This is a genomic window from Polaromonas sp. CT11-55 (assembly GCF_047303325.1).
GTDB lineage: Bacteria > Pseudomonadota > Gammaproteobacteria > Burkholderiales > Burkholderiaceae_C > Polaromonas.
The window spans coordinates 57175-68713 of sequence record NZ_JBKBEX010000003.1; the positions used below are offsets into that span (position 1 = coordinate 57175).

At 60.9% G+C, this 11539-nt stretch carries 8 protein-coding genes; 5 read left to right on the forward strand and 3 right to left on the reverse strand.

What is annotated here, in order from left to right:
* Positions 1 to 24: 24 nt before the first annotated feature.
* The 3 genes from ACEN8I_RS03885 to ACEN8I_RS03895 are packed head-to-tail and all read right to left on the reverse strand — an operon-like array spanning position 25 to position 6711.
* Positions 25 to 2157: a tetratricopeptide repeat protein gene (locus ACEN8I_RS03885; RefSeq protein ID WP_413326495.1), complete on the reverse strand. Its 2133-nt coding sequence runs from the start codon at positions 2155 to 2157 to the stop codon at positions 25 to 27.
* The gene (locus ACEN8I_RS03890) at positions 2144 to 4327 is read right to left on the reverse strand and encodes a tetratricopeptide repeat protein (RefSeq protein ID WP_413326497.1); all 2184 of its coding nucleotides are present in this window, start codon (positions 4325 to 4327) and stop codon (positions 2144 to 2146) included. The genes ACEN8I_RS03885 and ACEN8I_RS03890 overlap by 14 nt, the downstream gene beginning before the upstream one ends.
* Entirely contained in the window at positions 4324 to 6711 is a 2388-nt protein-coding gene (locus tag ACEN8I_RS03895; protein ID WP_413326499.1) for a tetratricopeptide repeat protein, read from the reverse strand. The genes ACEN8I_RS03890 and ACEN8I_RS03895 overlap by 4 nt, the downstream gene beginning before the upstream one ends.
* A gap of 237 nt (positions 6712 to 6948) precedes the next feature.
* Between ACEN8I_RS03895 and ACEN8I_RS03900 the strand changes: the two genes are divergently transcribed.
* From ACEN8I_RS03900 to ACEN8I_RS03920, 5 genes are all read left to right on the forward strand, one after another.
* Positions 6949 to 7248 carry a hypothetical protein gene (locus ACEN8I_RS03900; protein ID WP_413326502.1) on the forward strand — a complete coding sequence of 100 codons (300 nt, stop codon included), beginning with the start codon at positions 6949 to 6951 and terminating at the stop codon, positions 7246 to 7248.
* Positions 7249 to 7440: 192 nt separating this feature from the next.
* Positions 7441 to 7902, forward strand: a complete 462-nt coding sequence (locus tag ACEN8I_RS03905) for a pilin (RefSeq protein ID WP_413326503.1) — start codon at positions 7441 to 7443, stop codon at positions 7900 to 7902.
* A gap of 225 nt (positions 7903 to 8127) precedes the next feature.
* Positions 8128 to 8589: a pilin gene (locus ACEN8I_RS03910; RefSeq protein WP_413326505.1), complete on the forward strand. Its 462-nt coding sequence runs from the start codon at positions 8128 to 8130 to the stop codon at positions 8587 to 8589.
* Positions 8590 to 8649: 60 nt separating this feature from the next.
* A complete protein-coding gene (locus ACEN8I_RS03915) occupies positions 8650 to 10560 on the forward strand; it encodes a tetratricopeptide repeat protein (protein ID WP_413326508.1) in 1911 nt (636 codons plus the stop codon).
* A 20-nt stretch (positions 10561 to 10580) separates the two neighbouring features.
* Positions 10581 to 11468 carry a glycosyltransferase gene (locus tag ACEN8I_RS03920; protein ID WP_413326510.1) on the forward strand — a complete coding sequence of 296 codons (888 nt, stop codon included), beginning with the start codon at positions 10581 to 10583 and terminating at the stop codon, positions 11466 to 11468.
* The last annotated feature ends 71 nt before the right edge of the window (positions 11469 to 11539 follow it).

Genomic DNA, 11539 nt, shown 5'->3' on the forward strand with positions numbered 1-11539 from the left:
CCGCAAGCTGCGGCTCGCGCAGGCTCAGGCCTGCGCTCGGGCTTTTAATGCGGCCTGTTCCTCACACCACCTGCGCCACACATTGCGCAGGGCTTCTTCAAAATGCCGGGCAAAGCGCGGTGCGTCAAAAATAGGTGACCCCAGCACCCGCTCCCTCATGCCGGCGCGAAGCGATGCCAGGCGCGGCAAGTTGCCGGCATGCAATACCGCCTTCTTGACATAGTCATCGGCATCCTCTGCCACCCACTCGGGCAAGCCGGTATTCATCATCAGCCCGACGCCCTGGCGGGCCAGCAAGCTCTTGCCCGCCAAAGTCAGCACCGGCACGCCCATCCACAGGGCTTCGGCCGAGGTTGTTCCGCCCGTGTAGGGGAAGGGGTCGAGGGCGATGTCAACCTGCTGGTAGGTCGCAAGATAGGCCGCGCGAGGCCCTGCGCTCAGCACCAGCAAACGCTCTGCGGCTATGCCGTGAGCGGCAAAGCGCTCGCCTACGGTGCGCTGCCAGTGGACTTGCTGGTCCGGCGGTGCCACGAGTTGCAGGTTGCTGCCCGGTACGGCGTGGAGTATGCGGGCCCACAGCGCGACCACGGCGTCGTTCATCTTTGACAGAGTGTTAAAGCAGGCAAAGGTCACGTAGCCGTTATGCAGGGCGGGCAGCGGTGCGACGTCCACATCGTGTGCGGGCGGGGTAAAGCAAAGCCGGGTTTCCGGCAGGCGCAGGATTTCTTCGGTGAAATGGCTTTCCAGCTCGGGGGGCAAGGTCCAGGGGTCGGCAATCAGGTAATCGATGGCCGCGACGCCGGTGGTGGCGAAATAACCAAGCCAGCTGATCTGTACCGGAGCCGCTTTCCAGGCAAACACCGGAAGGCGATTTTTGCCGGTATGGCCGGACAGGTCGATCAGGATATCTATCGCGTCATCCCGGATACGCTGGGCCATGGCTTCGTCGGGCAGCCCGACCACAGATTGCCAGCGATGAAAGTGGCGCTTGATCCGGGCCGTGACCTCGTCGCTGTCCAGGGAATTGGTGTAGGCGAAGAGTTCCAGGCGACCGGGCGCTTCAGTAGCCAATGCAGCCAGCACGCTCTCAATGAAGTAACCCACGGGGTGTGAGCGCAAATCGCCCGAGACAAATCCGATCCGCAGGCACTTGGAGGGATCCGCGAGATTCCCTGGGGCGCCAGCGGGTGGGGCCAGCCGTGCAACCATCGCGCCGAAGCGCAGGGCTTCCTCCAAGTGCTGCTCGGCGGAGAGTCTGAACAGCAAGTTCTGAATTAGCAAAACATTGCTGTGCGCGATCGGGAAATCAGGCTTGATGGCCAGCGCCCGGCGGTAGCTCTCGAGCGCCTCGTCCAGCAGGCCAATGTCCTTGAGCGCGGCCGCCAGGTTGTGGTGCACCCCTGCGTTCTCGGGTTCGAGCTCCAGCACCTTTCGGTAGCTGGCCATCGCATCATTGAACAGGCGCAGCCCGATGGAAACATCACCGAGGTTGCAATGCGCATCGACAAAGTCGGGCCTGAGTTCGACCGCGCGCCGGAAGTTGGTGGCGGCGTCTTGCATACGGCCCAGATGGCGCAAGAGCAGGCCCAGGTTGTAGAGTATCTCCACATTGTCGGGATCGAGTTCCAGCATGCGGCGGTAGACGGTCGCGAGCTCGTTGGAGCGTCCGAGCCGTCCCAGCAGCTTGACCAGTTTTTCGTGGCTTTCGGCATAGTCCAGCCTGATCTCCAGGGCGCGGCGATAACTTGCCAGCGCCGCTTCTTCCTGCCCGAGTTCTTCCAGCGCTGTTCCCAGGGCCATCTCCGCCTCGGCGAAATCCGGCTTGAGCGCGAGCGCCTCGCGGTAAGCGGAAACGGCCGCCTCATGCTGATCCAGCCGCGCGTAAGCGGCTCCCAGGTTGAAATGCGCGCCGGCCGAGTCCGGTTTGTAGCGCACGGCCTGGGTGAAAGCTTCCAGGGCCTCACGCGCATCGCCGCGATCCAGCAAAATAGTGCCCCGGTTGAAGTGCGCCCGCGCCAGCCCGGGTACCAGGTTGACGGCCATGTCGTAACAGCGCAGTGCCTCTTCGGCCTGCCCTTGCTGTTCGAGCGCCATGCCTTGCTCCAGCAATTGCCCGGCGGATGGCCCGCTGTCCATGGCTGGCTCAAATTTTCCCATTTCGTACCTCTTCAATGTGCGGCGGAGCCGAAGACGGTGACGTATTCTGCTCGCACCACTTGCGCCATACATCGCGCAGGGCGGCCTCGAAGTGCCTGGCAAAGCGCGGCGCGTCGAAGATCGGCGAGGCGAGAACCTGTGACCGCAAACCCGAGCGCAATGCGGACAGTTTCTGCAAATCGCCGGCGTGCGCAACCGCCCGCCTCACATAGTCATCCGTATCGTCGGCAATCCACTCGGGCAATCCGGCATTCATCAGCAATCCGACACCCTGGCGCGACACAAGGGTGTTGCCCGCCAATGTCAGCACCGGCACCCCCATCCACAGCGCTTCGGCCGTGGTGGTGCCTCCCGTGAAGGGAAACGGGTCAAGGGCGATGTCCACGCGATGGTATGTTTGCAGGTAACTGGCACGTGGCACGGGCCCTTGGATCAGAAGCCGTGCCGCCTCAATGCCGTGCGCCGTGAAGCGCTCCAGAGTCGTTTGCCGGTTTGAGGCCTCGTTGAGTTGGGAGGCCATGAGGTGCAGGCGGCTCCCGGGCACCGCGTGCAATATTCTTGCCCACAAGGCAACGACGGCATCGTTTATTTTGGGCAGGGCATTGAAGCAGGCAAAAGTCACGTAGCCGTTGGCCAGTGCGGGTGGCGCGGCGGTGCCCAGATCAAGCGTGGGGGCGGTGAAGCAAAGACGCGTTTGCGGCAGGCGCAGGATTTTTTCGGTGAACTGGCCCTCCAATGCGGAAGGCAAGGTCCATGGATCGGCAATGAAGTAGTCGATGGCTGCAAGGCCCGTGGTGGCAAAGTAGCCCAGCCAGCTGATTTGCACGGGGGCCGGCCTGCGTGCAAAGGCAGGCAGGCGGTTTCCACCGGTATGGCCGGAAAGGTCGATCAGGATGTCTATGCGGTCATCGCGTATGTGCTGGGCCAGCGAGGCGTCGGATTGGTCGTGCACCGGTTGCCAGCCCTGCAGATGGGATCTGATTCTCGCCGTCACCTCATCCGATTGCGATGAGTTGGAGTAGGCGAAGAGTTCCAGCCGCCCCGATGCCCCGGCCGCCAAGGCGGCCAAGACGCTCTCAACGAAGTAACCGACGGGATGGGCGCTCAAGTCCGCCGAGACAAATCCCACTCGCAGGCACTTATCGGGTATCGGGCTGTTGTTCAGAGGCTCGAGGGGCGGTGCCAGGCGGGTGGCTGTTTCGCCAAACCGGCGTGCTTCTTCGAGTAGTTCTTCTGCGGGCTGTTCGGCCAGGTAGTTCTGGACCATCAAGAGGTTGCTGTGGGCAACCATCAGATCCGGCTTGAGGGTCATGGCCTTGCGATAACTTGCCAGGGCCTTGCCCAGGTCGCCGAGGTCCTTGAATGCGCTTCCCAGATTGTTATACGCATCACCGCTATTCGGGTCGAGCTCCAGCACCCGGCGATAGCTTGCCGCCGCGTCGCCGAACTGGTGCAGGTCCATCAGCACATTGCCGAGATTGCCATGTGCGGCCAAAAAGTCCGGCTTTAATTTCACCGCAAGCCGGTATTGATTGACCGCTTCATGAAGCTCGCCTTTGATGTTCAGGATGAGCCCCAGGCTGTTGAGGGCATTGACATTGTGGGGGTCCCGGGCAAGGATCTGGCGAAAGTGGACTGCGGCTTCGTCGAATTGGTCGAGCCGTACCAGGAGATAAGCCAACTTGTCCTGCGCCGCTGCGTACCCAGGGTCGATCTCCAGCGCACGCCGATACCTTTTCATGGCTTCCTCGTCATCCCCTTGCTCCTCCAGCGCGGCACCCAGGGCCATCTCCGCCTCCGCGAAATCCGGTTTGAGCATGAGCGCCTGGCGGTAGGCTGATATGGCCGCCTCATGGCGCTCCAGCCTGACATACGCGGCCCCCAAGTTGAAGTGGGCGCCGGCCGAGTCCGGCTTGTACTGAGCGGCTTTGGTGAAAGCTGCCAGGGCCTCCTGCGCGTCGCCGCGATCCAGCAAAATGGTGCCCCGGCTAAAGTGCGCCCGCGCGAGTTCAGGCACAAGGACTATGGCCGATTCATAGCATCTCAGGGCTTCTTCCAGTTGCCCTTGCTGCTCCAGCGCCATGCCTTGCTCCAGCCATTGCTGGGCCGATGGTCCGGGGGCGCCTGCGGCGGGTTCCCCGGCCTTGGCCACGGGCTCAAGCGCGCTCATCGCTTGCCTCCCGCCTGTGTGGCTGCGGTTGCGGCATTTTGCGCGCACCACGCTTGCCACATGCCGCGCATAGCCGTTTCAAAGTGGACGGCAAAGCGCGGCGCATCGAAGATCGGTGAGGCCAGCACCTGCGGCCGCAGGGCCGCGCGCAGCCGGGAGAGTTTCTGCAAGTCGCCGGCATGCGCAACGGCACGGGCGAGATAGTCGCCGCGGTCCGAGGCGACCCATTCGGGCAGTCCCGCATTCATCATCAGGCCGACACCCTGGCGCGACAAAAAGCGTTCGCCCGCCAGAGTCAGCACGGGCACACCCATCCACAAGGCTTCCGCTGTCGTTGTTCCACCCGGGAAGGGGAAGGGGTCCAGGGCGATGTCCACCCGCTGATAGGCGGCCAGGTAGTTCTCCCGGGGAACATAGTCTTCCAGAATCAGCCGGCCGGGTTCAATGCCGTGGGCGGCGAAACGGGCCATGACCTCGCGCTGTGCGGACGCCTGCTGCAACTGGCGGGCCTTGAGGAACAGGCGGCTCGCCGGTACGGCATTCAGTACCTGCGCCCACAGTTCCACGACGGCATCATTCATCTTGGTCAGGTTGTTGAAGCAGCCGAAGGTGACATAGCCATTGGACAAGGCTGGAAGCGGCGAGACGCCGATATCCGCACGCGGGGGGGTAAAGCACAGCCGTGTTTCCGGCAGGCGCCAGATTTTCTCGGTGAAACTGCTTTCCTCGCTGGCCGGCAAGGTCCAGGGGTCGGCGAGGAGGTAGTCCATCGTCTGCACCCCGGTGGTCGCGAAATAGCCCAGCCAGGAGAGCTGCACTGGCGCGGGTTTCCAGGCGAATACCGGCAAGCGGTTGAACGCGGTATGTCCTGAAAGGTCGATCAGGATGTCAATACCGTCTTCGCGTATCAGCTCGGCCACATGCTCATCGGAAAGCCCCGCCACTGGATGCCATGCGCTGCAGCAAGCCTTGAGCCGCTGGCTGAGTTCGTCATCGCAACTGCGTGTGGGATAGCCGAACAGTTCCAGCGAGGTGGCGCTGGCGGCCAAGGCCGCCATAACAGCATCCAGAAAATAGCCCACGGGGTGGATGCAAAAATCACCGGAAACCATGCCCACGCGCAAGCGGCGATGCGGGTCGGGTGCATTGGCCCAAGCGAGCGCAGGCCGGGCACGGCGCGCAAGCACATCGCCGAAACGCCTGGTCTCGGCCAGCAAATTCGCAAGGGGCTGGTCGGCCAGGTAGTTGTGTACGAAGAGCAGGCTGTTATGGGCTTCGGTGAAATCCGGCTGGAGCTCCAGCGCGCGGCGCGTGCTCTCCAGGGAGCTTTCGAGCTGCCCAAGATCCTGCAGGGCATTTCCGAGATTGCTGTGGGCCTGCGCGTAGTCCGGCTTGATGGCCAAAGCCCGCCGGTGGCATTCAACCGCCTCGTCAAATTGTCCCTGTGTCTGGAAAACCGCGCCCATGGCGGTGAGCGATTCGGCGAAGTCAGGGTTGATCTCCAGCGCCTGGCGGTAACTTGCCACGGCAGAATCGGCCTGACCCAGGTCGGCAAGGAGATTGCCCAGGTTGTGATGGGCCTCGATGAAGTTCGGCCGGATCTTCAGCGCTTGCCGGTAGCTGTCCACAGCCTCCGTGAGCTGCCCGAGCGTGCGCAATGTGGCGCCCAGGTTGTTGTGCGCCAACGCATCATCCGGGTCGGCCGCTACCGCCCGGCGAAAACTGGCGGCCGAATCTTTAAACCGGCCGAGCTTTCTCTGGACAGCTCCCAGGTTGTTGAGCCAGTCCGCGTTGTGGGGATCGGTTTCCAGCATCTGGCGATAGGTGTCGGCGACTTCATCGAGTCGCCCCGACCGGTTCAAGACCTTGACCAGCTTGTCACAGGCTTCGATATAGACGGGATTGATCTCCAGTGCGCGGCGATAGCTTGCCAGCGCTGCTTCATCCTGCCCCAGCTCCTCCAACGCGGCGCCTGAGGCCATCTCAGCCTCAGCGAAGCCCGGCTTGAGTGCGAGCGCCTCCCGGTATGCCGAGACGGCTGCCTCATGTTGATCTAGTTGTGTGTAAGCGGCTCCGAGGTTGAAGTGGGCGCCGGCCGATTCCGGTTTGTAGCGGACGGCTTGGGTGAAGGCCTCCAGGGCCTGCTGCGCGTCACCGCGGTCCAGCAAAAGAGTGCCCCGGTTGAAATGCGCTCGCGCCAGATCGGGCATGAGGCTCACGGCCGTGTCGTAGCAGCGCAGCGCCTCATCGAGCCGCCCTTGCTGCTCAAGCTCCATGCCGTCTTCGAGCAGTTGCTCGGCGCTTGGGCCGCCGGGTTTCAAAAACTCTTCGGCACCTCCGGCGGTGGTACGCCCGCCCTTCATGATTCGATCGAATATCCCCATCCCTTGCCTCTTCAATTGATTGCGGCCTCGGCCGAATGGTTTAATGGGTGCGCTGAAAGTTGCTTGCGCAACTGTCTTCCTGAGCGGGCTGGACTCTCCACCGGACCGAGGTGCTTCGTACCTCAGGCATCATTGCATCGCGATCAGAACGAAAGGGCAAAGCCGCCCCTCGGCCCGGTACGTTGCCATGACACCATTTTTATAATGCCACAATCGTGAAAAAGCACTGGAGGCCACATGATATTGAGTTGGTTTGACGCTCGTGAAGCGAAGACGTTTGGCGAATCTCTCGCGCGGTATTTCCTGGAGGGCATGCCTCCCGCCAACCAGATTGGGGACAAGGCCTTCGCGCAGAAGTCCACCAAGCTGCTGGGGAAAATGGCGGACCAGATATACCACTTCAAAAGACAGCACAAACTAAACATTTACAAGAAGGCCCAGCTTGGCAACGCCTTCAAATGGAAGCTCAAGGATGCCGGTGTTTCGTCCGACTACACGGATGAACTCACCAAGTGGCTCATACGGCATATCGGGTGAGCTGCTTGCAACGGACAAGAAGTGACAAAAATGCCACTTTGAGAGTCTGAATTGACAAGAACCGGCACAGGCAACCCGAATTCTGACCTGTCCGCTTGTCAAAACTGCGTGCTCAAGGAAGCTGCTGCTTTGGCACGATAACTGCTGTAAGTCGCCGGCTATTCTGTTTGCTTTTTATTTAAGGAGCTTTTTATGAAGCGTTCTCTCCAGCAGGGTTTTACCCTGATTGAATTGATGATCGTGGTTGCGATCATCGGTATTTTGGCTGCGGTGGCTCTGCCTGCGTACCAGGACTACATGGTCCGCGCCAAGGTCTCTGAAGTTGTGCTGGCCGCATCTTCCGGCCGTACGGCTGTGTCCGAGACTTTCTCGCAAAAATCCACGATGAACCTGAACCAGGCGTCGATGGGCGTGCAATCGCAGACATCGCGCTACGTCGCGACGGTGGTCTATTCGGGCACCAACTCCACTCAAGGCGACATTATCGTGACGTCTTCGACGGACACTGGTTTGTCGGGTGCTGCAAGCAAGACCATGATTTTGCGCGGCGTTGGCGACACCAGCACCGGCACCGTTGCCTGGACCTGCGGTACCGACAACAGCACGACCGCCATCCCCAAGAAGTACCTGCCAAGCTCGTGCAAAGACTTCTGATCGGTTGATTGGATTAAGCCCCTTGGCCTTGCCAAGGGGCTTTTTTCTTTTTTTGGCGCATGATTTTGCGATCCAAGTGACAAAAACTGCCATCCGCTAACGGGGTTTTGCTAGCTTCCGTTGTCAAAAGCGCAAGCTCAGAAGGCGCTGACTTGGTTTGGCACAGAAACTGCTGTAATTGAGCGGCTATCTGCCTGTGTTTGTTTTTTATTTAAGGAGCTTTTTATGAAGCGTTCTCTCCAGCAGGGTTTTACCCTGATTGAATTGATGATCGTGGTTGCGATCATCGGTATTTTGGCTGCGGTGGCCCTGCCTGCGTACCAGGACTACATGGTCCGCGCCAAGGTCTCTGAAGTTGTGCTGGCCGCATCTTCTGGCCGTACGGCTGTGTCCGAGACTTTCTCGCAAAAATCCACGATGAACCTGAACCAGGCATCGATGGGCGTGCAATCGCAGACATCGCGCTATGTCGCGACGGTGGTTTATTCGGGTACCAACTCCACGCAAGGCGACATTATCGTGACGTCTTCGACGGACACTGGTTTGTCTGGTGCTGCAAGCAAGACCATGATCCTGCGCGGCCAAGGTAATACCGCCACCGGCACCGTTGCCTGGACCTGCGGTACCGACAACAGCACGACCGCCATCCCCAAGAAGTACCTGCCAAGCTCGTGCAAAGACTTCTGATCGGTTGATTGGATTAAAAGCCCCTTGGCCTTGCCAAGGGGCTTTTTTCTTTTTGCACATATGCGAATCCGATACCTCCTGGCTGCCGCGGCAGTTTTTGCCATCGCCCTGGTTGCCATCTATTGGCCGGGTTTGCACGGCAGCTTCTTTTTTGACGATGGTCCCAGCATTACCCTCGCGGAAGGTGTGCGTCTTGAAACCTTGTCTCTCGAGACCCTCCACCAGGCCCTGACCAGCGGCGGTGCAGGTCCTTCGGGCAGGCCGGTTGCCCAGTTGAGCTTCGCGCTCAACCACTATTTCAGCGGCTTCAGCCCCTTTGCCTTCAAGGCCACCAATCTCGCCATCCACTTTGCCTGTGGCTTGCTGGTGTTTGCCCTAACGCGACGCTTGCTGGGCACAGTCAGGCCGCCGGCCCAGCAGCGTAACCTTTTACTCGCATCCGGCGCTGTGACCGCGCTGTGGCTGTTGCACCCTATCCAGTTACTCCCGGTTCTGCATGCCGTGCAGCGCATGACCAGCCTGTCGGCTTTCTTTCTTCTTGCCGCGCTGTTGCTGCATATCCGCGGCCGGGAAAGCGCAGGGAGGGTGGCCGTTAGCTGGCTCTTGCTGGCATGGACCGTTTTTTGGCCGCTTTCTTTCCTCAGCAAGGAAAGCGGCCTGCTGTTTCCCGTGTTCGTGCTTGCCTGGGAATTGCTGGTGCGCAGGAACTCGGTCGGGCGCCTCGATCGTTTTGCGCGTGGGTTGATGGCCTTGACGGCCCTGTTCCTGGCGGCTGGACTGGCCTATTCGCTGTCCGCCCGTGCGCAATGGCTGTGGGCCGGTTATCAGTTGCGGCCGTTCTCACTGACGGAGCGCCTGCTGACGGAGGGCCGGGTACTCTGGTTTTACCTTGACCTGATTGTGGCTCCGGACCTCAAGGCGTTCGGCCTGTACCACGACGATTTTGTGGTTTCCACCGGCCTGCTTTCTCCCTGGGCAACCCTGTCTGCGCTGTTGGGGCTGGCGGGCTTGGCATCGCTCGCGTGGTGGACGCGAATACGCGCGCCGCTTGTCGCGTTCGGCATCTTGTGGTTTCTGATCGGGCACGCGCTGGAATCCACCGTATTGCCTCTGGAACTTGTGCACGAGCACCGCAATTACCTGCCCGTCCTTGGCGTCTTGATGGTGGCGGGATGGGCGTTGATGCTCGCGCTGGAGCGACAGGGGACGCACAGGAGGATTGGCATCATGCTCGCGGCGGCGGCGCTGGGCTATTCCTTGCTCCTCACAGCCTTGCGTTCACACCAGTTCGGCGAGGAAGTGCGACGCACCCAGGTTGAGGCCCGTAACCATCCTTCATCGGCCCGCGCCCAGCATGAGGCGGGTGTCTCGCTGGCGGGATTGCCGGATGCGGCTTTGCGAGACTCACCCACCTATGCCTTGGCCCGCACGCGTTACGAGATGGCCGGCAAGCTCGACCCGAATCTCAAGATGAGCTGGCTCGGGTTGATCCACCTGAACTGCAAGGCGGGCATGCCGGCAAAACAGGCGGACATCGAAGAACTGGCCCGGCGCCTGCGGGAGACACCTTTTGCGCCGGGCGATACAGGCGTGCTGTACAACATGAAAGAGATGTCGATTGCCGGCTCCGTATGCCTTACCCGGGCGGAAATGGACGCCTTGTTCGCCGCCGCGCTTGCCAACCCCGGGGTATCGCCCGGAATCCAGGCCATACTGCATTCTTGGCATGCCGACTATCTTTGGCTGCATGAGCACGACCTCGCGGCAGCCCGCCGCGCCTTGGGGCAATCGCTGGCGCTGAACCCGTCCAACCCGAGCAATCGCCTCAAATGGGCACAGCTGCTCATGATCTCCGGGGAGATGGCGCAGGCTCGGCAATTGCTTCTGGCATTGCGGCCGGTGTATTTTTCGGCCGAAGAGCGAAAGACGCTCGATGAGCTGCTCGCTGCGCTTAACATGACGGCACGTTGACACCAACCGGCCGCCTGCCAATGCACCACATCGTCCCTATCTCGATTGTCCTGCCCGCCCGGAACGAAGCGGCCGGTTTGCGGGACATTCTCCCCCGCATCCTGGCCGTGATCCCTGATGCGGAGGTGCTGGTGGTTGATGACGGCTCCACCGATGACACGTCCGCCGTGTGTGCCGAGCACCGCGTCAAACACCTGCGGCACCATTACGCCAAGGGCAATGGCGCGGCGATCAAGACCGGCGCCCGGGCGGCGCTTGGGGCAGTGATTGTTTTCATGGATGCCGACGGCCAGCACAAGCCCGAAGACATCCCCAGCCTGCTCGAGGAATTCAACAAGGGCTACGACATGGTGGTGGGCGCGCGGCAAGCGGGATCCCAGGCAGGCTTGCACCGTGCGGCCGCCAACGACGTCTTCAGCCGTTTCGCAAGCTGGATGGTGATGCAGCCGATTGCCGACCTTACCTCGGGATTCAGGGTGGTTCGCGCGGCTCGTTTCCGCCAATTCCTGTATCTGCTGCCTAACGGATTTTCGTACCCGACGACGATCACCATGAGCTTCTTCCGCGCCGGCTATGGCGTGGCCTATGTGCCTATCCATTCGCCGCGCAGGAACAGCGGCGCCAGCCATATCCACCCACTGCGCGACGGCCTGCGTTTCCTGTTGATCATCATCAAGATCGGCACGCTTTTTTCACCGCAAAAACTTTTTCTCCCGATCAGCGCGGGTTTTTTCCTGACGGGGCTTGCGTACTATCTTTACACCTATATGACGGCCGGCCGATTCACCAACATGAGCGCGTTGCTGTTCATTTCGGCGGTTTTCACGTTCCTGATAGGTATTGTTTCCGAGCAGATCTCCGCATTGCATTACAAGAACATTGATACCAGCGACCGCGAAAGTGATTAGCATGGCCGCGGGATGCCTCGGCACCTGCTGTCCGTCCCGTTGAATATTGGCTGGCTCCCATCGATCTAGAA